General features: G+C 50.1%; 24 protein-coding genes. 13 read left to right on the top strand and 11 right to left on the bottom strand.

What is annotated here, in order from left to right:
• Window positions 1-92: 92 nt before the first annotated feature.
• Window positions 93-935, top strand: coding sequence for a DMT family transporter (locus HC248_RS08435; RefSeq protein ID WP_168923756.1), 843 nt, complete (start codon window positions 93-95; stop codon window positions 933-935).
• Window positions 932-2,062, top strand: coding sequence for an enoyl-CoA hydratase/isomerase family protein (locus HC248_RS08430; RefSeq protein ID WP_168922103.1), 1,131 nt, complete (start codon window positions 932-934; stop codon window positions 2,060-2,062). Before HC248_RS08435 ends, HC248_RS08430 begins: the two co-directional genes overlap by 4 nt.
• A gap of 73 nt (window positions 2,063-2,135) precedes the next feature.
• Here HC248_RS08430 and smpB read toward each other — a convergent pair whose 3' ends face one another.
• A complete protein-coding gene (smpB, locus tag HC248_RS08425; protein WP_168922102.1) occupies window positions 2,136-2,669 on the bottom strand; it encodes an SsrA-binding protein SmpB in 534 nt (177 codons plus the stop codon).
• Window positions 2,670-2,724: 55 nt separating this feature from the next.
• On the opposite strand from smpB, the gene HC248_RS08420 reads away from it, so the two are divergent.
• Both HC248_RS08420 and HC248_RS08415 read left to right on the top strand, forming a co-directional pair.
• Window positions 2,725-3,171, top strand: coding sequence for a type II toxin-antitoxin system RatA family toxin (locus tag HC248_RS08420; protein WP_168922101.1), 447 nt, complete (start codon window positions 2,725-2,727; stop codon window positions 3,169-3,171).
• An 11-nt stretch (window positions 3,172-3,182) separates the two neighbouring features.
• The gene (locus HC248_RS08415; protein ID WP_168922100.1) at window positions 3,183-3,521 is read left to right on the top strand and encodes an RnfH family protein; all 339 of its coding nucleotides are present in this window, start codon (window positions 3,183-3,185) and stop codon (window positions 3,519-3,521) included.
• A 34-nt stretch (window positions 3,522-3,555) separates the two neighbouring features.
• Here HC248_RS08415 and HC248_RS08410 read toward each other — a convergent pair whose 3' ends face one another.
• Window positions 3,556-4,080 (bottom strand): DUF4124 domain-containing protein, encoded by a 525-nt coding sequence (locus tag HC248_RS08410; protein ID WP_238342766.1) that lies wholly within the window; start codon window positions 4,078-4,080, stop codon window positions 3,556-3,558.
• A gap of 193 nt (window positions 4,081-4,273) precedes the next feature.
• Between HC248_RS08410 and guaB the strand changes: the two genes are divergently transcribed.
• Complete coding sequence (gene guaB, locus HC248_RS08405) at window positions 4,274-5,743, top strand: IMP dehydrogenase (RefSeq protein WP_168922099.1); 1,470 nt, start codon at window positions 4,274-4,276, stop codon at window positions 5,741-5,743.
• A gap of 113 nt (window positions 5,744-5,856) precedes the next feature.
• Window positions 5,857-7,476, top strand: a complete 1,620-nt coding sequence (gene guaA / locus HC248_RS08400) for a glutamine-hydrolyzing GMP synthase (RefSeq protein WP_168922098.1) — start codon at window positions 5,857-5,859, stop codon at window positions 7,474-7,476.
• A 388-nt stretch (window positions 7,477-7,864) separates the two neighbouring features.
• Here the strand turns inward: guaA and HC248_RS08395 are convergent, their stop codons facing one another.
• From HC248_RS08395 to tadA, 3 genes are all read right to left on the bottom strand, one after another.
• The gene (locus HC248_RS08395; protein WP_168922097.1) at window positions 7,865-9,301 is read right to left on the bottom strand and encodes an aldehyde dehydrogenase family protein; all 1,437 of its coding nucleotides are present in this window, start codon (window positions 9,299-9,301) and stop codon (window positions 7,865-7,867) included.
• A 93-nt stretch (window positions 9,302-9,394) separates the two neighbouring features.
• Window positions 9,395-10,351: an LD-carboxypeptidase gene (locus tag HC248_RS08390; RefSeq protein ID WP_168922096.1), complete on the bottom strand. Its 957-nt coding sequence runs from the start codon at window positions 10,349-10,351 to the stop codon at window positions 9,395-9,397.
• Between the two features lie 13 nt (window positions 10,352-10,364).
• The gene (gene tadA / locus HC248_RS08385; protein WP_202882438.1) at window positions 10,365-11,765 is read right to left on the bottom strand and encodes a tRNA adenosine(34) deaminase TadA; all 1,401 of its coding nucleotides are present in this window, start codon (window positions 11,763-11,765) and stop codon (window positions 10,365-10,367) included.
• Between the two features lie 129 nt (window positions 11,766-11,894).
• Here tadA and HC248_RS08380 point away from each other — a divergent pair, with 129 nt between their 5' ends.
• On the top strand, window positions 11,895-12,086 hold the full coding sequence (locus HC248_RS08380; RefSeq protein WP_168922095.1) for a hypothetical protein: 192 nt from the start codon (window positions 11,895-11,897) through the stop codon (window positions 12,084-12,086).
• A 3-nt stretch (window positions 12,087-12,089) separates the two neighbouring features.
• Here the strand turns inward: HC248_RS08380 and HC248_RS08375 are convergent, their stop codons facing one another.
• On the bottom strand, window positions 12,090-12,698 hold the full coding sequence (locus HC248_RS08375; protein WP_168922094.1) for an FMN-binding negative transcriptional regulator: 609 nt from the start codon (window positions 12,696-12,698) through the stop codon (window positions 12,090-12,092).
• An 85-nt stretch (window positions 12,699-12,783) separates the two neighbouring features.
• Between HC248_RS08375 and HC248_RS08370 the strand changes: the two genes are divergently transcribed.
• From HC248_RS08370 to HC248_RS08360, 3 genes are all read left to right on the top strand, one after another.
• On the top strand, window positions 12,784-13,152 hold the full coding sequence (locus HC248_RS08370; protein WP_168922093.1) for a PilZ domain-containing protein: 369 nt from the start codon (window positions 12,784-12,786) through the stop codon (window positions 13,150-13,152).
• Between the two features lie 149 nt (window positions 13,153-13,301).
• Window positions 13,302-14,099 carry a TatD family hydrolase gene (locus HC248_RS08365; protein WP_168922092.1) on the top strand — a complete coding sequence of 266 codons (798 nt, stop codon included), beginning with the start codon at window positions 13,302-13,304 and terminating at the stop codon, window positions 14,097-14,099.
• A complete protein-coding gene (locus HC248_RS08360) occupies window positions 14,096-14,785 on the top strand; it encodes an ankyrin repeat domain-containing protein (protein WP_238342765.1) in 690 nt (229 codons plus the stop codon). The genes HC248_RS08365 and HC248_RS08360 overlap by 4 nt, the downstream gene beginning before the upstream one ends.
• Before the next feature lie 549 nt (window positions 14,786-15,334).
• On the opposite strand, the gene HC248_RS08355 is transcribed toward HC248_RS08360, so the two are convergent.
• Window positions 15,335-15,769, bottom strand: coding sequence for a multidrug/biocide efflux PACE transporter (locus tag HC248_RS08355; RefSeq protein ID WP_420372006.1), 435 nt, complete (start codon window positions 15,767-15,769; stop codon window positions 15,335-15,337).
• A 104-nt stretch (window positions 15,770-15,873) separates the two neighbouring features.
• On the opposite strand from HC248_RS08355, the gene HC248_RS08350 reads away from it, so the two are divergent.
• The gene (locus tag HC248_RS08350; protein ID WP_168922091.1) at window positions 15,874-16,743 is read left to right on the top strand and encodes a LysR family transcriptional regulator; all 870 of its coding nucleotides are present in this window, start codon (window positions 15,874-15,876) and stop codon (window positions 16,741-16,743) included.
• A gap of 27 nt (window positions 16,744-16,770) precedes the next feature.
• Here HC248_RS08350 and HC248_RS08345 read toward each other — a convergent pair whose 3' ends face one another.
• Window positions 16,771-17,985: a tyrosine-type recombinase/integrase gene (locus HC248_RS08345; protein WP_168922090.1), complete on the bottom strand. Its 1,215-nt coding sequence runs from the start codon at window positions 17,983-17,985 to the stop codon at window positions 16,771-16,773.
• A 91-nt stretch (window positions 17,986-18,076) separates the two neighbouring features.
• On the opposite strand from HC248_RS08345, the gene HC248_RS08340 reads away from it, so the two are divergent.
• Both HC248_RS08340 and HC248_RS08335 read left to right on the top strand, forming a co-directional pair.
• Window positions 18,077-19,048 (top strand): DNA-binding protein, encoded by a 972-nt coding sequence (locus HC248_RS08340; protein ID WP_168922089.1) that lies wholly within the window; start codon window positions 18,077-18,079, stop codon window positions 19,046-19,048.
• Between the two features lie 254 nt (window positions 19,049-19,302).
• Window positions 19,303-20,718 (top strand): phospholipase D-like domain-containing protein, encoded by a 1,416-nt coding sequence (locus HC248_RS08335; RefSeq protein WP_168922088.1) that lies wholly within the window; start codon window positions 19,303-19,305, stop codon window positions 20,716-20,718.
• A 61-nt stretch (window positions 20,719-20,779) separates the two neighbouring features.
• Here HC248_RS08335 and HC248_RS08330 read toward each other — a convergent pair whose 3' ends face one another.
• The 3 genes from HC248_RS08330 to mltG are packed head-to-tail and all read right to left on the bottom strand — an operon-like array spanning window position 20,780 to window position 23,491.
• A complete protein-coding gene (locus HC248_RS08330; RefSeq protein ID WP_168922087.1) occupies window positions 20,780-21,853 on the bottom strand; it encodes a DNA polymerase III subunit delta' in 1,074 nt (357 codons plus the stop codon).
• A complete protein-coding gene (gene tmk / locus HC248_RS08325) occupies window positions 21,850-22,488 on the bottom strand; it encodes a dTMP kinase (protein WP_168922086.1) in 639 nt (212 codons plus the stop codon). Before tmk ends, HC248_RS08330 begins: the two co-directional genes overlap by 4 nt.
• A gap of 4 nt (window positions 22,489-22,492) precedes the next feature.
• Window positions 22,493-23,491 carry an endolytic transglycosylase MltG gene (gene mltG / locus HC248_RS08320; protein WP_202882457.1) on the bottom strand — a complete coding sequence of 333 codons (999 nt, stop codon included), beginning with the start codon at window positions 23,489-23,491 and terminating at the stop codon, window positions 22,493-22,495.
• Window positions 23,492-23,497: the final 6 nt, after the last annotated feature.

Here is a 23,497-nt window from a genome sequence, read left to right as displayed (position 1 = left end):
ATTACATACGGTTTTTATCAAACCCTGCCCAACATTAAAGCCATAGATTGAATTCAGTCCCATTTTTGACGCACAGCCGTGCGGTGCTATTGATGTTGGCAGTGACTTTTATGTGGTCGATTGCAGGTGTTGTCACGCGTCAACTTGAATCTGCTCATAGCTTTGAAGTGACTTTTTGGCGTAGTTTTTTTACCGCTATTTCACTGTTAATTATTTTGCCGCTGTTTCAAGGTCGTTCGGTGTTCGTCAAGATACGCCGTGGCGGCTTTTCACTTTGGCTTTCTGGTGTTTGCTGGGCGGTAATGTTTACCGCCTTTATGCTGGCCTTGACCATGACGACGGTTGCCAACGTGCTGGTGACCTTAGCCATTAGCCCGCTAGCTACCGCCTTGTTAGCGACTCTTTTTATCGGCCATAGATTGGCTACACGTACCTGGCTAGCGATTGCGTTGGCGGGGGCGGGTATTGCTTGGATGTATGGTGGTCAGCTGGCTTTGGGCAAAGATATGTCGGGCACTTTAGTCGCTTTGTGTGTGCCTTTGGCTAGTGCGGCTAATTGGACTGTGGTTCAAAACAGCCGTGCGCTCGGAACAAAAATAGATTTAGTGCCAGCCGTACTGCTGGGCGCCTTGATTTCCTGCTTGCTTACACTGCCTTTGGCCACGCCTTTTAATGCGACATTGCACGATGTCAGCCTGCTGGCAATGTTAGGTTTGGTGCAATTGGCTATTCCTTGCGTATTGGCCGTGATGTGTGCCGGTGTTCTTAAAGCGCCAGAAGTCGCTTTGCTAGGTTTGCTAGAAGTAATTTTTGGTATTTTGTTGGCCTGGTTAGGCGCTGGTGAAGTGCCAGGCCCAAATGTATTGGCTGGCGGTACGCTGGTTATTTCTGCATTGTTGATAAATGAATTGATTGGATGGAGACAAAAGTTATGACTGAAGACACCAACGCCCCTGTGGCAAAACCCGAGATAGTTTTAGAGCGCGTCGGCAACGCCGGCTTGATCACGCTAAACCGGCCCAAAGCGCTCAACGCACTAAGTCTGCAAATGGTGCGCGATCTCTCCGCCGCCTTAATTGCTTGGCGCGATGACCCAGAGGTCATGCTAGTCGCCATTCGTGGCAGTAACAAAATCGGCCGTCCCGGCAGTAAAGAAGCGCTGTTTGGTGGCTTTTGTGCGGGTGGTGATATTCGTTTTTTCCACCAAGCCGCACTGTCAAGGGACAGCACACTAGAAGATTTTTTCACTGAGGAATACAGCCTCAATTACTTAATCCAAAACTACCCAAAACCCTATATCGCTTTCATGGACGGTGTGGTTATGGGTGGCGGTATGGGTTTGAGCCAAGGCGCTGCAATGCGCCTTGTCACTGAGCACACCAAAATGGCCATGCCTGAAACGAATATTGGCCTGTTCCCGGACGTGGGCGGTGGTTATTTCCTCAGCCAATGCCCTGGCAGTGTGGGTGAATATTTAGCCTTAACGGGTGAAGTCATTGGCGCTGATGAAGCCATTAGCTACCAGCTTGCGGATGTGAAATGTCCGGCTGCGGATATGCCGGCGCTGTGGGCCAAGCTCGGTCAACAAAGTTTTGCGTCAATTGATGCGGCTAAGGCTTGGGTCGCCAATGATTTTGTTCAAGGTGAAGACATAGAAGAATACGAAACCGAAGGGCTAAACGCTTACTTCTCTTTGCTGCGCGTCAAGCACATCGTCGATGCCTTAGAAGCATCTAAACAGCCTTGGGCACGCAAACTTGGTGTTGTGCTTCGCAAGCGTTCACCGTTGATGCTGCATGTCACGCTTGAGCAGATTCGCAAAGCCCGTGGACTGCCACTGGCCGACGTGCTGCGCATGGAACGCGATATGGTTTATCAATGTTTTCATTTGCGGCCAGGCGCTGACAGTGAAACGGTTGAAGGTATTCGTGCGTTGGCCATTGATAAAGACTACAGTCCACGCTGGTCGCCGGAGCGCATTGAAGACATCAAGCCAGGCATGGCGGATGAGTTCTTTGTCAGTCCTTGGACCGCAGAAACGCATCCACTGCGCGGGCTTTAATTTAATAATTGTCCGGGTACTAAACCCGGACTTTCAAGCCTGGAATCTGACGTTAATTCGAAGTCATTTCGAATTAACGATTGCGCGACTTCATCACGCGCTCGACTTCACGTTTGCCTTCGCGGTCCTTAATGGTGTCGCGTTTATCGTGCTCAGCTTTGCCTTTGGCTAGACCAATTTCACATTTAACCCGGCCATTTTTCCAGTGCATATTGAGTGGCACTAGGGTGAAACCTTTTTGATCAATCTTGCCGGTTAAACGCTTAATTTCTTCCTTGTGCAGCAAGAGTTTTTTGGTCCGAACTTTGTCTGGGCTGATGTGGCTAGAAGCCGTGCCCAACGGGTTAATTTGGCATCCGATGATGAAAATCTCGCCATGCCGTATCACCACATAGCCATCGGTTAATTGCACTTTGCCTTCGCGCACCGATTTGACTTCCCAGCCTTCGAGCACCATGCCGGCTTCAAAACGCTCTTCAATGTGGTAATTGAAATTAGCTTTTTTGTTGTCTGCAATACGAATGGCCGCAGCCGCCGCTTTGGGGCTGAGGTTGGACGCCGGTGCGGATGCCGACTTTTTGGAGGAGGAAGCTTCTTTGGTAACCATGACTTTATATGTGGACGCGATCGACTAATACAATCTAAGCTTAACTCCTGATTGTATGAAAACCGTTAACAAGACCGTCCTTATCTGGCATAGCGCCGCAGAAATGTTTACTTTGGTGACTGATGTGGCCAGCTACCCCGAATTTTTGCCATGGTGTGACCATGCAAAAGTCCTTGAAACCAACCCTGACAACGTGGTCGCCGAGGTCGGCCTGGCTATGGCGGGCATTAGACAAAGCTTTACCACCCGCAACACCCATATTGCGGACAGCAAGGTCTCTTTAAAACTAATTAAAGGTCCGTTCTCCATGCTCGATGGTGACTGGCAATTTACGCCGGTTGGTAAGGATGGCGAGCGCGCTTGCAGAATCGACTTTGCTCTGCATTACAACTTCAGTAATTTTGCATTGGCCGCTTTAGTCGGGCCGGTGTTTGAGAAAATTGCCGGCAGTTTGGTTGATGCTTTTGTTAAGCGTGCAGACCAAGTTTATGGCACCGATTAATTTTGATGCGTATGCAAGTATTACTGCTGTTTTCACCAGCGCCACGCCAAGTCCGGCAATGGAAGCTAACTTTGCCGGATAAGACTACTGTAGGTCAGGCTTTGGCAACAGCCGATTTATTTTCTGATTGTGCTGAACTCAAAAGCGTAATTCCAGAAGCCCTTTTGCTAGCTGTTTGGGGCCGTCGTGCAAGCTTGGATTATTTGCTGTGTGACGGGGACCGCTTAGAGATTTTGCGCCCGCTACGCGTTGATCCAATGGTGGCTAGGCGTGAACGATTTAAAGGGCAGGGGATTAAAAGCGCTGGCCTTTTTGCTGACCGTAGAGTCGGTGCAAAAGCGGGATATTAGACCGAAGCTTTGATGAGCGAGTAAAGCGCCAAGCTCATTTGCAGTTGCTTTCAATGGTTTCCTGAACGCGTTTTGTTTCTTGCGCTAGCTTTGTTTCGTCTAAAAATTCGCGCTCGCCCTTGGCATTGACCGTCGCAATACGAATACCAGATTGAAGCGTCGTCAAACTGGTTTTTGCGCGTTCACAATTACTAATCTTAGCTTTTGTATTTTTTTCTTCCTCAGCTTTTTTGGCTTCCGCTTCTTGTGCTTGCGCTTGTTTTTTCTTAGCGAGTAGTTCTGTATCTTTGTCACTTGATTTGGCAACAGGTTTAACACCGTTGGACTTTGGAGCCGTAGCGGCTGCAGCGTCGGGTTCTAGAATTATTCTTGTGCTGGTTGAGGGGCGTTGCAAAATATCTTTTTCAGCGATCTCGGGCGGTGGCGAACGATCACTAAACACCTTGTGGCCATAACCATCCAGCCATTGCCACTGCGCCCAAGCCGGAAATGCCATGAATGCAGCTGCGATAAGAACTAACGCTAGACATTTAGGTTTGATCGTCGTATTCAAGTTCATTTCTCCAATGTATCTGTGCACCGGCAGATCGGGCCAGCAATGTTGAGTAAATACTTCCGAATTAATTAATGTTTCTTTTTAAAACATATTTTGCAAGGTAATCCACTTTGAAGTGTTATTCAAGCTGGAATTTTCAGCTCAAACCAAGATTGCGCATTGGCGCGGGTACAATCGCGTTTTTGGAGCTCTACCTATGCGCCTACTCGGCAAAGCGCTCACCTTCGACGACGTATTGTTGGTGCCAGCGTTCTCCCAAGTCCTTCCAAAGGACACTTCTCTTGCAACCCAATTTTCGCGCAACATCCGCCTGAACATTCCGTTGGTGTCCGCCGCAATGGATACCGTGACGGAAGCCAGACTGGCCATTGCCATCGCTCAAGAGGGCGGCATTGGCATTGTGCATAAAAACCTCACGCCGCAGCAACAGGCTGCTGAAGTTTCTCGTGTCAAACGCTACGAAAGCGGCGTGCTGCGTGATCCGGTTGTAATTACACCTCAGCACACAGTGCGCCAAGTGTTGGCACTCAGCGAGCAATTGGGCATATCTGGTTTTCCGGTAATAGACGCGGGTCGTGTGGTCGGCATTGTGACCAGCCGCGATATGCGTTTTGAGACCCGTCTCGATGAGCCCGTCACGTCCATCATGACGCCGCGCGAACGCTTGATTACTATTTCTGAGACCGCAACCCTCGATGAGGCCAAGTCCTTGCTCAATAAGCATCGCCTTGAACGCGTTTTGTTAGTCAATGACAACTTCGAGCTAAAGGGCTTGATTACGGTCAAAGACATCACAAAACAAACCACGTTTCCTAACGCTGCACGCGACTCACACGGCCAACTTCGGGTTGGTGCTGCTGTTGGTGTCGGTGCTGGCACTGAAGAGCGCGTCGAAGCGCTGGTGCGTGCTGGCGTTGACGCCATCGTCGTCGACACCGCCCACGGTCACAGCAAAGGCGTGATTGATCGGGTGCGTTGGGTTAAACAAAATTACCCACATATCGAAGTTATTGGCGGCAATATTGCCACTGGCGCTGCCGCACTGGCCTTGGTTGAAGCCGGCGCTGACGGCGTAAAAGTCGGCATTGGCCCTGGCAGTATTTGCACCACGCGCATAGTCGCCGGTGTGGGCGTGCCGCAAATCATGGCCATTGACAATGTGGCTATTGCGCTGCGCGGCACCGGTGTGCCTTTGATTGGAGACGGTGGTATTCGCTATAGCGGTGACATCGCCAAAGCGATTGCGGCGGGCGCTAGCACTGTGATGATGGGCGGCATGTTTGCCGGTACTGAAGAAGCACCCGGTGAAGTGATTTTGTTTCAAGGCCGCAGTTACAAAAGCTACCGCGGCATGGGCAGTATTGGCGCTATGCAACAAGGCAGTGCGGACCGCTATTTTCAAGAGTCCAGCACCGGTAATGCGAATGCTGACAAGCTAGTACCTGAAGGCATTGAAGGCCGTGTGCCTTACAAAGGCTCAATGGTTTCCATCATGTATCAAATGGCTGGCGGCTTGCGCGCCTCTATGGGTTACTGTGGTTGCGCATCTATCGAAGAAATGCAAAACAAAGCCGAGTTCGTGGAAATCACCTCTGCTGGTATTCGTGAAAGCCACGTGCATGACGTGCAGATCACCAAAGAAGCGCCGAATTACCGCGCTGAATAATCTCCAAGCCCATTAAGAGATGAGTTTTTGCTTGACGCTAAGCTCTCTTTTTCTGTAGGCCGGCTGTTTGCTGGCCTTTTCTTTTTTGCCAATCCAATTTGCCTGCTTTTTTGATGCAACACCAAAAAATTCTCATTCTCGATTTCGGCTCACAAGTGACCCAGCTAATCGCCCGCCGTGTGCGCGATGCGCATGTATTTTGCGAAGTTCATCCCTGTGACGTCAGCGATGAATGGATTCGCGACTACGCCAAAGACGGCACGCTAAAAGGCGTGATTTTGTCCGGCAGCCATGCCAGTATTTACGAAGAAGCGACCGACAAAGCGCCGCAAGCGGTGTTTGAGTTGGGTCTGCCTGTATTGGGTATTTGCTACGGCATGCAGGCCATGGCTTGGCAATTGGGCGGCAAAGTTGAAGGCGGCCACAAGCGCGAATTCGGCCACGCCGATGTGCGAGCACGCGGTCACACCAAACTGCTAGAAAACATTCAAGACTACGTCACCGATGCTGGCGAAGGCATGCTCAAAGCTTGGATGAGTCACGGCGACAAAGTCACCGAACTGCCGCCAGGTTTTAAATTAATGGCCAGCACAGAGAGCTGCCCGATTGCCGGCATGGCCGACGAAGCGCGTGGTTTTTACGCCTTACAGTTTCACCCAGAAGTCACGCACACCAAACAGGGCACAGCGATTATCGAACGCTTTGTTTTGGGTATTTGCGGCACACGCCAAGATTGGGTAATGGGCGACTACATCGCCGAAGCAGTGGCAAAAATCCAAGCGCAAGTGGGCACAGAAGAAGTGATTTTAGGTCTATCCGGTGGCGTTGATTCGTCCGTCGCAGCAGCACTTATTCATCGCGCTATTGGCGATCAACTGACCTGCGTTTTTGTTGACCATGGCCTGCTTCGTCTGAATGAAGGCGATATGGTGATGGACATGTTTGTCGGCAAGTTACACGCCAAGGTGATTCGTGTTGATGCAGCTGACCAGTTCCTAGGCCACCTTGCCGGTGTCAGCGATCCTGAAGCCAAGCGCAAAATCATAGGCCGTGAATTTGTTGAAGTTTTTAAATCTGAAGCCGGCAAACTAACCGCTTCAGGCGCGAGCAAAAACGGCGCGAAATGGCTGGCACAAGGCACAATTTACCCCGATGTAATTGAGTCCGGCGGCGGTAAAGGTAAAAAAGCGGTGACGATTAAGAGCCACCACAATGTAGGCGGCTTACCCGAGCAATTAGGGCTTAAATTGCTAGAGCCACTGCGTGAATTATTCAAAGACGAAGTGCGCGAACTAGGCGAAGCCCTAGGCTTACCGCACGACATGGTTTACCGTCATCCGTTCCCAGGTCCGGGACTGGGCGTTCGTATTTTGGGTGAAGTGAAAAAAGAATACACGGATTTACTGCGCCAAGCAGATGCCATTTTTATCGCAGAACTGCATAACTTTAAAGATGCAGAGACTGGCAAAACTTGGTATGAGTTAACCAGTCAAGCCTTTGCCGTATTCTTGCCAGTTAAAAGTGTTGGTGTGATGGGCGACGGCAGAACTTACGATTACGTAGTTGCGCTGCGTGCGGTTCAAACCAGTGACTTTATGACAGCTGATTGGGCTGAGTTGCCGTATGCATTACTGAAAAAAGTTTCCAGCAGAATCATCAACGAAGTGCGCGGTATTAACCGAGTGACTTACGACGTGAGCAGCAAGCCGCCAGCGACGATCGAGTGGGAATAATTTGCAAGCGGTTTCTTGGGCGAGTTTTTTGACAGGTTAATTACTGCGATTGGATTTTGTTGTTAACGCGGAAAATCCAGTCGGAGTAATAAACAAATGTTACTTAATAACGATCGCGACCTTTTTAAATTTCTCTTACCGTCAGTAATACTGGGTAAAAAATAGTCGCTTTACTTGGAACGCCATTCACTATTTTCTTAAAAATACTTTATGGCGCACAAAATTTAAAAAAAATATTTTCTAAAAAATTACTCGTTTAGATTTTAACTTTTAGTAATTTTTCAGACTGAATAATTTCTCTTATTAAATATCTAGTTGCGCAAATTCTTAGTGCACTAAGACAACGAGCCATGATTACTCATAGCCCGCAGCGCAAAGTCAATCCCCTTTAGGCCTTAAGTTGCAAAGACTTAAATTCAAGAAATTCTTCGAATCCATAAGTCCCATTTTCACGCCCGTTACCGGATTGCTTATAGCCACCGAATGGCGCTTTAGCATTAAAAGCACCACCATTAATATCGATCTGTCCGGTTTTAATTCGACGCGCTAGCGCAATCGCACGCTCGTCGCTACCGGCCCAAACAGCACCACCCAAACCGTAAATACTGTCGTTGGCAATCGCTACGGCTTGGTCTTCGCCCTCATAGCAAATCACAACCAGTACCGGGCCAAAGATTTCGTCTTGTGCCAATGTATCACTGGCTTTAATACCCAAAATTGTTGGCTGAACGTAGTAGCCAGTATCAAAAACTGGCGTTGACGCACCACCGGCAATCACTTCAGCACCTTCAGTTATTCCAGTTTTAATAAATGCCAACACGCGGTCACGTTGCGCGCTGCTAACCAGCGGTCCTATTCTAGTGTTTTCATCCAAACTCGGGCCGACAGTATATTTTGCAATGACTGTTTGGGCGATTTTTTTCACTTCTTCATAGCGGCTAGCTGGCACCAGCATGCGGGTGTGGGCAGAGCAGGTTTGACCGCTGTTGAGCATGCAGGCAGCGATCGTGCCTTTTACCGCGGCTTCGAAATTTGCATCATCGAGTATCACGCTGGCAGACTTGCCACCTAACTCCAATGCCACTCGCTTAACAGATTCACTTGCCAGAGCACTGACCCGCTTGCCTGCACGGGTAGAACCGGTGAAGCTCACCATATCAACTTCAGGATGAGTAGCCAGTACTTCACCGACTTCTGGACCTGTGCCGTTAACCAAATTAAACACACCTGGCGGAAGACCTGCAGCGTGAATAATTTCCGCCAAAATCAAAGCATTAACGGGTGCAATCTCGCTGGGTTTTAGCACCACGGTACAGCCCGCAACCAGTGCTGGTGCTATTTTTAATGTGATTTGGCTTAGTGGAAAATTCCACGGTGTAATGCAGCCCACCACACCAATGGCTTCGCGTACCACTAAAGAGTTGCCGACTTTTTCTTCCCACTCAAACTGTCTTGCGACTTTGGCAAAATTTCCCCAATGCCATGTTGGCCCACCCACTTGCACCATGCGTGTGAGTTTGAGCGGCATGCCCACTTCGCGGGCTATCACTAATGACAAGTCATCCGCTCTTTCCTTAATACCGGCGACAATTTTGTCCAGATAAGCAGCGCGACTCTCAACTGGCAAGGCGGACCACGACGCAAAAGCGGCTCGTGCTGCCAGTACTGCAGATTCAGCTTCCGCTTTCGTACCAGACGGCACGCTGGCCATTAACTCTTCTGTGCTGGAGTCGAAAACTGGCAGAGTCTGCTCTGACTTGGCCTTAACCCATTGGCCATTGATGTAATGGTCAGAGTAGTGTTGTGTGCGGCTATTGCTTGTCATGGTTATATCCAATGTAGGTATCGCAGAAAAAAACTTAGTCAGATTGGTGTGATTCGATTGAAGCGTCTGTTGGGGCAGAAACACTTCATCGTTTTAGTGCTGGTGGCCCCAAAGAATAAATGCGTCACGGCCTTCAACCGCTAGCGTGACGTTTGCGCCAACTGGCAACAACACCTTGGTTTGAACATGGCCAAATGGCAGGCCAGTCAGCACTTTGGCTTTCACTTTTTCTTGTAGCCAACTCACAACCGACGCAAACTTAAAACCCTTGTCATGCGGCACGAGTTTGTAGTCGCTGAACTGGGCCAACACGATGGCTTTTTGTTGACCCAAAATCCCGGCGTAAAGAAGCTGGGTAAGCATGCGCTCGATACGGTATGGGTGCTCACCCACATCCTCTAAAAATAAAATACCACCTTTAATGGCTGGCATATAAGGCGTGCCGACAAGGGATGTGAACATAGCCAAATTGCCGCCCCAAAGGGTTGCGTCTTTGATGGTGTAGGGCTTGTCTGTAAGTGGCTTTGCATCGGTGTCCAGCGCTGCGTGTGCTGGCTTAGCTGGCTTGGGTAATTGCCAACCGCAGCCTTCGCCTTGTCCGCTAATCAAGTCTTCAAAGCAAGCTTGCGTGATGTCGTCGGGTTCATCGACCGTACCGAAGTCAGCGCCCAGCGTTGGGCCGGCCCAGCTTTTAGCGCCGGTCTTAGCCAGCAAAGCGAGCTGAAATGCAGTGAAGTCGCTCAGACCTACAAACTGGGTGCCACTAGAGATTGCTTTCGCAACTAATTTGTAATTGATGTCTGGAAGCAGGCGGCTAATACCGTAGCCGCCGCGTGAGATCAATGCCATGTCAGCGCCACTAGCGGCAGCGCGGTGTATAGCTGCAAGACGCGTTTGATCGTCGCCAGCAAATCGCTGGTGACTGCTGAGCGCCGCAGCGTCGATCTCGACTTCATGGCCCATGGCCTGTAAGCGCTTAATGCCGCGTTTAAAGCCAGCTTTATCGCGCACGGCGCTGGAGGGTGAGTAGATGTAGATATGTTTTTTCACGGTGCCAAGTATCTCATTGCCTAGGCGGCTGAAAAAATTTCAATGCGGCGTGGGCTAATGGCTCACCGTCTTCTGGCACGAAATGTCCAGCATAGGGCAGCAGCATGGGTTGATCGCAACCACGCAAGTCTTGCCTGAGTTGTGCCATCACCGATGTCCCAAACACTGGGTCCTGTTCACCAATAGCCATTAGGACTTGACCCGTCCATTGCTCGCGCCAAAATTCACGGGCTTGGCGTGAGACGGTTGCGCCGTCTGAATACAAAGATGAGGGCACTAGTGCGGGAAATGCGCGCAGCGCAGCACGATGACCACGATCCGGAAAGGCTGCGGCATATGCCATGCGTTCGGCGCCGCTCATCAATGGTTCGGCGCGCGCAAACAGCTCTGCGACATCAAAGTTAGAATTTTTTCTACACATATCACGCCAAGCTAAAAGACCGGCTGGCAAAGGTTGATCACCGCAAGCTAAATAAGTATTCATCACCAGCAGGCCGCGATAACGCTCAGGCGCTGCCATGGGTAAAGTCAAGCCCAGCATACCGCCCCAGCCTTGCACTACCAACACCACATTTGTCAGGTCTAAGCGCTCGACCAGTTCAATTAAAGATTGGCGTTGCTGGCTAAAGCTGTGATGGCTGTCTTTTTTGGGTTTATCACTTTTGCCAAAGCCAATTAAGTCGGGCGCGACTATGCGTTGGCCTGCGGCTAGCCAGGTCGGCAGCATTTTGCGGTAGAGATAACTCCAAGCCGGGTTTCCGTGCAGGCATAAATAGGTTAATGCCGAATCGTCTCGGTGTTTCGGGCCTTCATCGAGATAGTGCATGCGTAGGCCCGCGAGCGACGGCATGTCGCTGATGTAATGCGGCAGCCAAGGGTAGTCGGGCAGATTTTCAAAAGCTGAGTCTGGCGTTCGCAGTGCGTCCTCACGCAGGGGATGATTAACCAACGCCAACAAGCGTTTTTCGCTGCGGCGCTGACGGAAAAAATTCTGCATCAAGGCTACGCTTTGATCCGCCAACACACCACCTAAAAGCGCCGTCTGATGGTTGAGCTGAGGCTGAGTAAACAAGTTCAGAACCGAGCCGGCCGCACCGGTTTTAGGCTCTGGCGCGCCAAAGACTACGCGCTTTAGCCGGGCATGGAGCATTGCGCCGCTACACATCGCACAAGGCTCTAAGGTGACGTAGAGCTCGCATTCATCTAGACGGTAATTACCCATTAAGCTGGCTGCAGCGCGAAGCGCGAGAATTTCTGCATGGGCCGTCGGGTCATGCGCACTAATCGGCGCGTTGCTAGCGCTGGCAATTATCTTGCCTTTGTGCACCACTAGCGCGGCTACCGGCACCTCACCTAAGAGAGCAGCTTGGGCAGCAAGACTTAAGGCTTGCTGCATAAAAAAGGCATCAGACATGTGGCACAGACTTGGGTCTTTGAAGCTTTGGTTTACGGAGAATCGGCAGGCATTGGCCTCACCTGAATAGCAGCATCAATCGCTTGCTTGTACTGCTGCTGTAGCAGCTCTGAAGGTGGGTTTGTATTCGTGGGTGAAGACGCCGTCTGCCTAGGGTTAAAAGCCGGCGTAGATTGCGGTGATGTGGGTAATGGCAGAGATAAAGGTTCAATAAGCAATTGTTTTTTAACCAGTAAAAAGACTAAAGCCAGCGTGACTAACAAAGCCAGTAGCGAAAAAATCGACCGCATAGCAACTCCAGAAAATAGCTATCAAAAATGATTTTTATTGACGCACTTTATCCATCCACAGCGCCAAGGCACGTTCGTCATCACTGCCTTTGGCATAAACAGCGTGCATAGCCTCAAAAGCTTCAGGTCTGTGTTGATTGAGCTTTATTTTGCATTGCAAGCCAGTCACTTTTAGTTCAAAAGCAACAATACCAGAGAGCATTTTTTCAGCATAGTCTTGCGTCATACCCTGCCATTGAGCTGCAAAGCCGGGTTCGTTGTCCGCAATCAGTTTTTTCAGCAAGTCGTCTTTGGCTGGCGCATCATGAATCAAACTGGCACTGACGCTGCAGTGCACCGCCAAATAGTTCCAAGTTGGCACATGCACCAAGTCCGGATATACCTTGGGCGACATATACGCGTGGGGGCCGAGAAACGTCACGACGGCTTGCGGTCTAGCTTGCAGATGTCGCCAATGCAGATTGGCCTTTGCGACGTGACCGAGCAATACAAACGAGTCGTCACGCAGCTCTAAATGCAGCGGTAAATGCGTCACAAACGGCAAACCATCGTTGTCCGAGCTAATTAAGCTGGCAAATGGGTATTGCTGGATCAAAAGAGCGGCTTGCGCATCCTGACCTTTGAACTGAGGGGGTAGGTACATAGATTGAGCATATGTCAAAAAACCCCGCCCCCATACAGAGTGATTTTTCCAAGCGATGTTGTCGACAAACCTTTAAACTGGCCGGATGAATCAAACGTCAGTACCCGCCTCAGCAGCCCGGCCCAGCGTCGTACAACTCGCGATTAAGGAAAAAGCAGCGCTTTATGCGGCTTATATTCCACTGTTTAAAGAAGGTGGCGTTTTCATTCCAACGACACGTGAGTACCAGCTCGGCGCAGACGTCTACGTACTTTTGACTTTGCCCGAAGATACCCAACGTTATCCGGTTGCTGGTAAGGTCGCCTGGGTCACACCTGCAAAAGCGGCTGGCCACAGAACCCAAGGCGTGGGCGTGCGCTTTCCCGATGATGAAAAATCCCGCCTACTAAAGCTACGAATTGAAGAAATTTTGGGTGCCCACTTGGCGTCGGACAGATCCACTCAAACCATATAAATCCTGCCCAAGCGAAGCGTGAAAGTAGGGCGGACAATGCTAACTTTCAACAGTCTGTCTATATCTAGCTTTCCGCCCCGTGTTTGACTCACACGCCGCCAGCACAAGCTAACAGCAACAAATACCTCAACTTTTTCAAACAGGACTTCATGTTTACCGACTCCCACTGCCATTTGAGCTATCCCGAACTCAAGGCACAAATGCCGCAAATACGTCAAGCGATGCGTGACGCCCAAGTTGAGCGTGCACTGTGCATTTGCACGACCTTAGAAGAGTTCGAGGACGTGCATTCATTAGCGGTTGAGTACGATAATTTTTGGTCTAGCGTAGGCGTACACCCAGATAACGAGGGCGTAACAGAACCCTCTGTGGCCGACTTAGTCAGCCGCTCAGCCTTAGCCAAAGTCGTTGCTATTGGTGAGACAGGATTGGATTATTTTCGGCTTGGCGAGCGCAGCATTGCCGACATGGAATGGCAACGCGAGCGCTTTAGAGTCCACATTCGGGCCGCCCGACAAGTTGCCAAGCCCTTGGTGATTCATACGCGCAATGCTTCAGATGACACGCTAGCCATTTTGCGCGAGGAGGGCGAGGGCGCCGACACTGCGAATCGCGCAGGTGGTGTTTTTCATTGTTTTACCGAGAGCCAAGCCGTTGCACGTGCGGCCCTTGATCTTGGGTTTTACATCTCCTTTTCTGGTATTTTGACCTTTAAAACGGCTGCTGATCTGCGCGAAGTAGCTCGATTTGTTCCTCTGGACAGAATGCTTATAGAGACCGACAGTCCTTATCTAGCACCTGTGCCGTTTCGCGGTAAGACTAACAATCCCTCTTACGTGCCTTATGTTGCCAAGCTCATCGCCGAGATAAAACAACAGTCTGTGGAAAGCATTGCGCACAGCACCAGCCATAACTTCGAAACCTTGTTTACGGGCGTTAAGGCATGAAAATTAATCTTACAAAGCACATGAAGATAATTGTAAAGACAATTGTTTCATATGCATTTTTGATTTCTTTTTCTGTACATGCTGGGTTTTACGAAGATTTTTTCAAAGCAGTCAAATATGACGATGTCCAACGAATTGAAAATCTGTTGCAACTAGGTTTTGATCCCAATACACCTGACCCATTAGGTCAATTGCCAATAGTCATAGCGCTGCGCGAGCCGTCGTTAAAAGTAGCTGCCGTGTTAATTAACTCAGCTCAGATCAAGCTCAATTTACTCAATTCCGCTGGCGAAAGTGCTTTGATGATTGCGTCGCTTACTGGTGACTTAAAACTCGTCCGCATTATGGTTGCTAAAGATGCTGACATTAATAAGACCGGCTGGACCGCACTGCATTACGCGGCGAGCAAGGGACATTTAGACGTAATAAGTTTTTTACTCGAAAACCACGCGTATATTGATGCAGCTTCGCCAAACGGCACCACGCCCTTGATGATGGCCAGTCGGTACGGATCAATCGAGTCGGTCAAACTTTTACTCGACCAAGGTGCAGATGCCTCACTTAAAAACATGCAGGGGTTGACGGCTTTGCAGTTTGCTCAAACGGGTGTGCGTCCAGACGCAATCAGTTTGCTGAGCGCGCTAAAAAAGCAGACAGATTTTGTCAAACCAGCTGGAAGCTGGTGAGTATTCATTTTGAGACTTAATTTCCCGTTTAAATCGACTCAAAGAGGTCAGGATTCGCTGTTTTTAGAGTCGATTTAACACTTTATTTCAGAACATTCCACGATGTATATTATGTTAAGTCAAACAGGTATAAAAGTCCTTAGAATGATAAAAAACCCAACTCTTTAAGAGAAATTCAGCACTCTTTGAGTTGGACTTAAAACTAAGACTTATCCGCCTGCTTTCGTATTCGAATCAACTTATGAGCATATTCAGTTGATTTAGCTAAGAAATTTGAAGGCACTTTAGGTTTGGATGTGAACGTCAAGGTTTGAATATGATCATTATTTTTCTGGCAAAAGCATTTGACGAAATAAACAAAACATCTAACCAACATATTCAAATTTCAGCAACGCAGCAACGCAGCCACAAAGCTATACAGCTACACAGCAACGCAGCCACAAAGCTATACAGCTATACAGCTATACAGCCACAAAGCTACACAGCTACACAGCTACACAGCTACACAGCTACACAGCTACACAGCTACACAGCTACACAGCTACACAGCTACACAGCTACACGGTTCACCATAGTTTTAGCACGGACAAAGTCGTAAACCCAATTAAAGCAAAAGGTGTACGGCAAGAAAAACAAGACTATTGCAATGTCCAGAATGAAAGCTTCCCAAAAACTAATGTTCAGCCACCAAGCAGCAAGTGGCACAACCATAGCGACTAAACCAGCTTCGAACAACATCGCGTGAACAACGCGTGCGCCTATTGTGCGCTTAAAACCTAGTTTTTGCTGCGATTTATCAAACAAGGCGTTGAAAACCATATTCCAAAACATCGCAACCAAGGACACCATTAACGTGAGTAAGCCCATATGGGCAAGTGAGTAATCAAGTAACCAAGCGCCTAATGGAGCGCAGATAGCAAGGGCCAATGCTTCAAAACCCAGAGCCTGAAAAAAGCGCTCTTTGACTGACTTCTGAAGAATCACAATTGAGCTTTCAATAAATTTAATAACAAATGCATTTTTATCGCATTTTTTCATTAGTTAAAATCAATAACCATCTAAAAAATCGATAGTTAAAGGGTTTACCTGTGCTTTATTCACCAGAAGCTTTGACAGCCTTCTCTGAAGCTGCTGCTTTGGGCTCGTTTTCTGCTGCCGCTCGCAAACTAGGTAAAAGCCAATCCAGCATTAGCAGTGCAATTGCAAATCTTGAAATTGATCTGGGTCTGAGTTTGTTTGACCGGCGTAGCCGCAAACCCACCCTCACCGTCCATGGCCAATTAATGTTGGAAAAAGCCCAAGGCATTCTCGCGGCTAGCGATCTGATGGAGCGCGCAGCAGCCGAGCTTGGTGCGGGTCTGGAAGCCAGACTCAGTGTGGTCTGGACAGACAGTTACCAGTCCAACCGCTTTGGCGAAGTCTTGATCGCTTTTGAAAAAGCATTTCCGGATATTAAATTTGAATGCCTGATTGCCGAGAATGGCGACCTGGTATCGCTTGTGCAGACAGGGCGTGCACAGATTGGCGTGGTTTCGGCTCAAAACGCCTATCCACCCGACATCGGCTGGTCAAGAATCGCAGACGAATCTGAAATAGCGCTTTTTGTTGCGAAAACTCATGAATTAGTGAGCGTCAAAGCAGTAACCCATGAGATGTTGGGTAACTACCGTGAATTACGGCTGCAAACCGATAGAGACAGCATGATCAGCTCCCTGCCTTCTCTGCACCGCGCTTGGTCAGCGCCTAGCTACATGATGTTGATGGAAATGGCCTTGCAAGGTTTTGGCTGGGCGGCGATTCCGCGTTGGATGGTGGCTAGGTTTGCGTCTACAAGCTTGCATGAGATAGACGCACGCGGCTGGCCTCAGCGCGTACCTATAGATGCGGTCTGGTGTCGGCAACAAAAACTAGGACGCGCCGGTAGTTGGTTAATCCGAGAAATGCTGGCAAAAACCTAGCTCAAGCGCATTGCTTAAGTAGATTGCTTAAGCGCGTGTCCATCCCACACTGTGCACAGCAGAGGTAGCGTCATGCCTAGCATCGTCCTCTGAATGCAGGTAGATGCTGGTGGTGCTGATGTTGGCGTGGCCCAGATTGTCGCGCACCACTTTGAGGTCGGCTTTGTCACTTAAATGGCTGCCAGCGGTATGGCGCATCCAATGAGTAGAAGCCTGCTCTAAATGTGCGGCAGCCGCTTCAAAGTCTGGACCGCGCAAACGTAAATCGGCGGCGCTTTGCCTGAACACCGCTTTGACTATCTCGTGAATCGCGCTGCGAGCCATGCCTTTGCCCGTGTCAATCAATGGCCTTAGCAGCGGCGAATCATCGCCCGCCGTTGGTCTCGCACTCAGTCCATTAGCTTGGCGGTAACGAGCAAGTTCAGCCATTAGCTCGCTAGTGGCGGGAACAAGCCGTGTCTTATCCCCTTTACCGGTGACCTCTAGCCACCAGCGCTCTTGTAAATCCATACCGCGACGGCTAAACAAAGAGCCCATAGTCGCATCGCAGACCTCAGAGACGCGTAAACCGCCAATATAAAGCAAAGAAAATAGCCAACGACAACGCGCCGCTTGGTGCTGCTCGCGCAAGCTGTTTCTTGGCATCGACTCGATGCTGTTTTTAACCACTTCCCAGTACTCCATAGGCAAAAAGCGGATAACCCTAGGCGAATTCAACTTGCGTTTGCGCCGGCTTAAAGCCAATGGATTACCCGCCAAGTAACCGGCTTCTACCAGCCAAGAAAACATCGCATTGAGGATGGACAAAGCTTGGCGTTGACTTGATGGCCCGAGCGGCCCTGCAAATGGCCGCCATGATGAAGATGCCCTGCCCTGTTTTTGTCCAGCCGCCATAACCCAGCGCTCGGCCGGCTGTGGGTCGGTAAGAAAGCGTTGATATAGCAACAGATCTTCGTGGGTGAGGTCTGAGAGCGCTAAGCCTCTTTGAAGCGTAGACCACAACATCAGACGTTCTGACTCTTTTCGGTAACTCGCTAGCGTGGCCGGTGAATCAGCGTAACGAGCCAACCAAGCAAGAACGGCTGAACGGTCATCATTTGCCGTCAATTGAGAGCGCAGCGTGGCCCGATTTCTACCCAAACTTCCGTCTATTGAGACCGGTATCAGTAATTTATCCAAGGGCACGATGAGATTGGCAGATTGGAGAACAGATAAGGAGTGATTAGTTAAATCTTTGGACATTAGATTGATTATGTCCAAAGATTAACTAACATATTATGAAATACAACATAATATGTTGTATTATTAAATTTTAGACAAAAGAAACCTCTTTATGGAACAGTTACCCATCTCAGATCACCATTTACAGCCTGAAATTGATGGATTGAGGTCTAAACATCCCGAAACTCAGGACTTGTACCGCGAGGTCTGCGTGCTTTTGTTTTTTCGATATGGCATAACGCCCACGGCAAATAAGCTCTATCAGCTTGTCAAAAAAGGCAGCATGAGTGCGCCAGCTGAAGCCTTAAATCGGTTCTGGGAAAATCTCAGGGATAAAAGCCGTATTCGAATCGAGCATCCAGACCTGCCGCAATCGTTACAAGACGCCGCTGGGGAAATGGTGGGTGCGCTTTGGCAGCAGGCTCAAAGCGTGTCTGAGCGGGGTTATCAACAGTTGCGAGATGATGCGTCGGCGGCTAGCTTGCAAGCTCAAGCAAAGGCATCGCAAGCCGAAGATTTAGCGGCAATAACAGAAAAGCGCTTGAATGCTGCGCAAAGCCAGTTGCAGTCGCTTGCAGAAAATCTAGTCGACTTAAAGTCAGCGCTAGCCAGAACTCAAGGCGAATCCAGTGCCCTTCAAGCACAGATTACTGCAGGGATTGAACAGCGCAGAGAGTTGCAGGAGTCACACAAACTCAATCAACAAAGTTGGCAGGCAGAGCTAGAACAGCAGCGCCGAGCCAGCATGGTAGCCCAAGAAAACAGCGCAGCAGACATGCGCCGAGTCCTGTTAGATATAGACCGAGAACGCTTGGCAGGCGCAAGGCTGCAAAAAGAGCTAGCGCAAACACGTAGCGATTCAAGCGTTCAATCAGAGTTGCAACGCCAAAAATTCGACGAGGTTCAAAAGCAGTCTCACGCTGTACTGCTCATTAATACTGAACTTGACAAGAAAGTTGAGCAACTGCGTGCTGAATTAAAAGAACAAATAAATAAGAATGAAAAAGTGCAATTACCCAACACAAAACCGGTCCCGCTCAACGCATCTAGGGTTAGAAAACTCAACGCAGCACGGTTTAAATAATAGTTTTCATTACCGCAGCACGCATAAAGCCTTGGTTTTAAAGACTGCCGGTAAAAGCAATTCAATTTTGACAGCCCCTCAATTTAAAAAGACATTGCAAGTCGTGCCGAATAGTGCAACTTAAAAGACGGGCTAATGTCCTATTTACGTCGTTAGCTTGAGCAATCAAACTAGACCAGCTTAGATTTAAATCTCAAACACCGGTCTGCCTAAAGTGGACTCAATAAACTTAAGAATGGATTAAACCGAATTTGATGACTCACATTTTGTCCGGAGACTGGATCACACTGCATGGCGTTGTTGTCGCAACCGGCTTGACCATTTATGCCGTCGGCTCACACACGCTCAATCAGCGCCGCCACCCATCAGCGGCTATCGCTTGGCTAATCGCGTTGGTGTTAATTCCTTATCTCGCCTTGCCGATCTACCTGATGCTGAGTAAACGTAAACACGTTAAACGCTCAATCATCCCCAGAGCGTTAATGCTGGACAACTACGTTGAAAAGCGCGATGACGGGTCTGAAATTGATGAACATTTGCCAGCCGCACTTGGGCTTCCCTCGCTGGCAACTTTTGAGCACATGTCGATTCATGCGGACGGGCAACAATCCTTGAACGTTCTGCGCGCCATGATTGCGCAGGCCAAGCAAAGCCTAGACTTATCGACCTTTATTTTTGGCCGCGATGTGCTGGGTGACGAAATTGCACAGCTTTTAATAACTCGCGCTAAGCAAGGCTTGAAGATAAGACTGCTGTTAGACGGCGTTGGCGTTTACATGGGCGGATGGCCCGACATCAAAGCGCTCAAAAAAGCCGGTGTGAAGGTAGAGCTATTCGTCTCGCCCTATAAATCTGCGCTCAAAGGCCGTATGAACTTGCGCAATCACCGCAAGTTAGTGGTGGTTGATAACCATTGGCTGTGGTGCGGCGGGCGCAATATCGCGGCTCAATATTTTGTTGGCGACCCCACTTCGTCCAAGCAAGCAAAACCTTGGATAGACCTGAGCTTTGACTTGCAAGGCGCATTGGCAGCCCAAGCACAGCAGCGTTTTGATTTGGACTGGGCTTTTGCAACGCGCCAAAAACCAATCCAGCGCGCAGCCCTTGCAAGCATTCTGCCGGTCAGTCGCGATCAACATCGCGGCCGTCTAGTGCCTAGCGGGCCAGACCAGTCAGACGACACTATCTACACCTTGCTGGTATCAAGCTGCTTTACCGCACGCCACCGCATCCTGGCCGTCAGTCCCTACTTTGTGCCGGATCCGCCGTTACTCATGGGTTTAGCTCTAGCGGCTAGGCGCGGCGTTAGAGTTGACTTGCTGTTGCCGCGCCAATCGAATCACAGGCTGGCCGACATCGCCAGGCTTTATGCCTTTCGTGAGCTAGCAGCAGCGGGTGCCAATATCTGGCTCAGTCCGCATATGGTGCATGCAAAAGCTATTGTTATTGATGACAAATTAGCATTAGCTGGATCGGCCAATCTGGATAGCCGTAGTCTGTTTTTAAACTACGAAATCATGGTGGCGTTCAACGACGAAAGCGTGGTCAGAGACTTCGAAGCTTGGATAGATTTGCAGCGCACAGACGCAAGAATTTACCGCCCTCACCCGCCGCGTTTACCGCGTGAGTTGCTCGAAGCCATGGTGCGATGGGTAGCCTTTCAGTTGTAGATTTGCCCAGCCGCAACAGGTGCTCAAAATCTGCAAATGAATAAGGTTTTCCAGCTTGCGCTTAGGAGGCTGCGAGTGCGAGTTTGGCTCGACTCGCCAAATACTCCAGCATCAGCCCGGCGTTGTAAGGGTGCTCCACGGTGCGCGCAGTTGTAGACAACTCTCGCGCCCAAGCGGACAAGGCGTAGTGACTGGTAAGACCGGTTTTATCTGAAGGCGGCAAGTCTTGTCGACGGAAAAACCTCGGCTCTGAACCGCTTCTGACTGCCCACACATCATGACAAAGTTTTTGTAGTGCATCGACGGCTTGAGACGGTAATAAATCTGACAGCGCTGATACGTCTCCCTTGGCCATGGCTTTGGGCAGTGCCTGCCAGCCTTGAGCGATTTGCTCTGCCTGACCACTGAGCACCCAAGCCAGCGCGTCGGCAGGCCTACCACCGGCGGCAGCCAGCAAGGTTTGCAAATCGTCTTGTGTGGGTAGTTTGCCGGCTTTTTTGTTCGCAGGACCATCATCACCGCGCTGAGCCAGACTGATTTCGGCCAACCAAGCCAAGCCTTGCGCGGTATCTGGCCACAGCATGGTGTGAGTCTGGCAACGGCTGCGAATCGTCGGCAGTAATTGATGCGCCGCTTCTGTCGCCAAAATAAATTGCACTGCGCCTGGCGGCTCTTCTAGGGTTTTCAGCAAGGTGTTGGCGGTGATGCCATTCATGCGTTCAGAAGGAAAAACCAACACCACTTTGGTCGCACCGCGGGACCGCGTGTACTGCGTAAAACTGACCGCTTCACGCGCTGCATCGACTTTAATTTCTTTGCTCGGTTTACGTTTCTTGCTGTCTAGATCGCTCTGGGTTTTTTCATCCAGTGGCCAACCCAGCTCTAGGGACAAAGCCTCGGGCATGAGCATGCATAAATCTGCATGCGTGTGCACATCAACCGCGTGGCAGCTGGCGCAAACCCCGCAAGCGCCTTGCGGCGTAGCTTTCTCACACAGATGAGCGCGTGCCAATGCCAGCGCCAAATCAAACTGACCCAGACCAGATGGACCACTGAGTAGCCACGCATGACCGCGTTGACTGAGCAAACTCGTGAGCTGCGTTTGCAGCCAAGGCGCCAAAGTGCGCTGATTCATGACAACCACCGTTTGGCGACAAAGACTGCTTTCACATCCGTCCAAACCGCTTCGCGTACTTGATCTGCATTGATACGGGCGAAACGTTGTGGGTCTTGTATCAAGCGCTTCTCGTAGGCCTGAGCGACGCGGGTAAAAAACTCTAGCGACTGGGATTCAAAATTATCCGGCGTACGTGAGGCTAGCAGGCGTTGAGCCGCTTGCTCAGGCGCCAGATCAAACCAGACGGTTAAATCGGGTTGCAACAGGCCAGACGAATCACTTTGCTCACCTTGCACCCACTGCTCCAAGGTTGATAAAACAGCCGTATCAAATCCACGACCGCCGCCTTGATAGGCAAAACTAGAGTCAGTGAAACGATCACACAGCAAGACGTCACCGCGCGCTAAGGCCGGCACTATGACAGTCAACACATGGTCACGTCTGGCCGCAAACATCAGCAGCGCCTCGGTCAGCGGATCCATGTTGTCGTTCAGCACCATCGCACGAATTTTTTCGGCTAATGGCGTGCCGCCCGGCTCGCGGCTCAGGGTCACATTACGGCCGCTGGCTTTAAACGCTTGCGCCAGTGCCTCGATGTGGCTGGATTTTCCAGCGCCGTCGATTCCCTCAAAGCTGATGAAAAGGCCTTGCATTACTTTATTGACCCCTGATGAATTTGTTAACTGCACGGTTGTGCTCTTCGAGGTTTGCACTGAACTGGCTGCTGCCGTCTCCTCGCGCGACAAAATAGATGGCCTTGGTCTGGGCAGGTTGTGCCGCCGCCAATAAAGAAGCTCGACCCGGCATCGCAATTGGCGTAGGCGGTAGACCACCACGGGTATAAGTGTTGTAAGGGTTGTCGGTTTGCAGATGATGTTTGCGTAAATTCCCATCAAAGGTAGTGCCTAAACCGTAAATGACCGTGGGGTCGGTTTGCAGCAGCATGCCAATGCGCAGCCGGTTGGTGAAGACGCCTGCGATTTCTGCACGGTCACTCGGTTTGCCGGTTTCCTTCTCAACAATGCTGGCTAGCACTATCAACTGGTCAACGCTTTTAAGCGGTGTATCCGGTTTGCGCAAAGCCCATGCGGCCGCAGCGCGCTTATCCATGGCTTGAGCGGCACGTTTTAGCAATGCAATGTCGCTAGAGCCTTTTGCATAGCTATAGGTATCCGGGAAAAAACGACCTTCTGGAAATACACCCGGTCGGCCAATTTTTTCCATAATGGCTTCTTGACTCAAGTTTTGTGAATGGGGCTTGAGCGACTCGGCCTTTAACAGCGCAGCGCGTAACTGGGTGAAATTCCAACCTTCGACCAAGGTAATATTTTGCAGGCTTTCCTCACCGTTTACCAACATGCGCAGCAGCCTGCGCGGTGTTGTGCCCTGAGCAATTTCGTAGCTACCCGCCTTTATTTGCCTAGCATCGCCGGAGAGGCGAAACCAGCTGCGCAGCAAAAGAGCTGAGACATCAGCACCACTCGTAACAACCGCCGAAGCCGCAGCATTGGCGCGGGTACCGGGTTCAATTTCAAGATCAAGGGATTGACTTCCAGCAGGTAACTTGAGCGGCATAGGCTGGTTTAACCACCATAGCGATGCGGCACCCGTAAGTAGAGCCAAGAGTAAAAAAAATGTAAACAGTCGTTTAAGAATGCGGAA

This window comes from Polaromonas vacuolata (assembly GCF_012584515.1).
Lineage (GTDB): Bacteria > Pseudomonadota > Gammaproteobacteria > Burkholderiales > Burkholderiaceae_C > Polaromonas > Polaromonas vacuolata.
Note: the sequence above shows the minus strand (reverse complement) of the source record. Positions and strands in the feature narration are given on the sequence as shown.

What these genes read in the sequence shown, in the direction of transcription:
- HC248_RS08330 (WP_168922087.1), bottom strand. Translation starts at nt 21,853, where the DNA reads ATGAATCAGCGCACTTTGGCGCCTTGGCTGCAAACGCAGCTCACGAGT.
- HC248_RS08410 (WP_238342766.1), bottom strand. Translation starts at nt 4,080, where the DNA reads ATGAACTTGAATACGACGATCAAACCTAAATGTCTAGCGTTAGTTCTT.
- HC248_RS08370 (WP_168922093.1), top strand. Translation starts at nt 12,784, where the DNA reads ATGAATCAAACGTCAGTACCCGCCTCAGCAGCCCGGCCCAGCGTCGTA.
- tadA (WP_202882438.1), bottom strand. Translation starts at nt 11,765, where the DNA reads ATGTCTGATGCCTTTTTTATGCAGCAAGCCTTAAGTCTTGCTGCCCAA.
- HC248_RS08420 (WP_168922101.1), top strand. Translation starts at nt 2,725, where the DNA reads ATGAAAACCGTTAACAAGACCGTCCTTATCTGGCATAGCGCCGCAGAA.
- guaB (WP_168922099.1), top strand. Translation starts at nt 4,274, where the DNA reads ATGCGCCTACTCGGCAAAGCGCTCACCTTCGACGACGTATTGTTGGTG.
- HC248_RS08415 (WP_168922100.1), top strand. Translation starts at nt 3,183, where the DNA reads ATGCAAGTATTACTGCTGTTTTCACCAGCGCCACGCCAAGTCCGGCAA.
- HC248_RS08345 (WP_168922090.1), bottom strand. Translation starts at nt 17,985, where the DNA reads ATGTCCAAAGATTTAACTAATCACTCCTTATCTGTTCTCCAATCTGCC.
- HC248_RS08395 (WP_168922097.1), bottom strand. Translation starts at nt 9,301, where the DNA reads ATGACAAGCAATAGCCGCACACAACACTACTCTGACCATTACATCAAT.
- HC248_RS08360 (WP_238342765.1), top strand. Translation starts at nt 14,096, where the DNA reads ATGAAAATTAATCTTACAAAGCACATGAAGATAATTGTAAAGACAATT.
- HC248_RS08335 (WP_168922088.1), top strand. Translation starts at nt 19,303, where the DNA reads ATGACTCACATTTTGTCCGGAGACTGGATCACACTGCATGGCGTTGTT.
- HC248_RS08430 (WP_168922103.1), top strand. Translation starts at nt 932, where the DNA reads ATGACTGAAGACACCAACGCCCCTGTGGCAAAACCCGAGATAGTTTTA.
- tmk (WP_168922086.1), bottom strand. Translation starts at nt 22,488, where the DNA reads ATGCAAGGCCTTTTCATCAGCTTTGAGGGAATCGACGGCGCTGGAAAA.
- HC248_RS08365 (WP_168922092.1), top strand. Translation starts at nt 13,302, where the DNA reads ATGTTTACCGACTCCCACTGCCATTTGAGCTATCCCGAACTCAAGGCA.
- HC248_RS08435 (WP_168923756.1), top strand. Translation starts at nt 93, where the DNA reads ATGTTGGCAGTGACTTTTATGTGGTCGATTGCAGGTGTTGTCACGCGT.
- HC248_RS08340 (WP_168922089.1), top strand. Translation starts at nt 18,077, where the DNA reads ATGGAACAGTTACCCATCTCAGATCACCATTTACAGCCTGAAATTGAT.
- HC248_RS08375 (WP_168922094.1), bottom strand. Translation starts at nt 12,698, where the DNA reads ATGTACCTACCCCCTCAGTTCAAAGGTCAGGATGCGCAAGCCGCTCTT.
- guaA (WP_168922098.1), top strand. Translation starts at nt 5,857, where the DNA reads ATGCAACACCAAAAAATTCTCATTCTCGATTTCGGCTCACAAGTGACC.
- smpB (WP_168922102.1), bottom strand. Translation starts at nt 2,669, where the DNA reads ATGGTTACCAAAGAAGCTTCCTCCTCCAAAAAGTCGGCATCCGCACCG.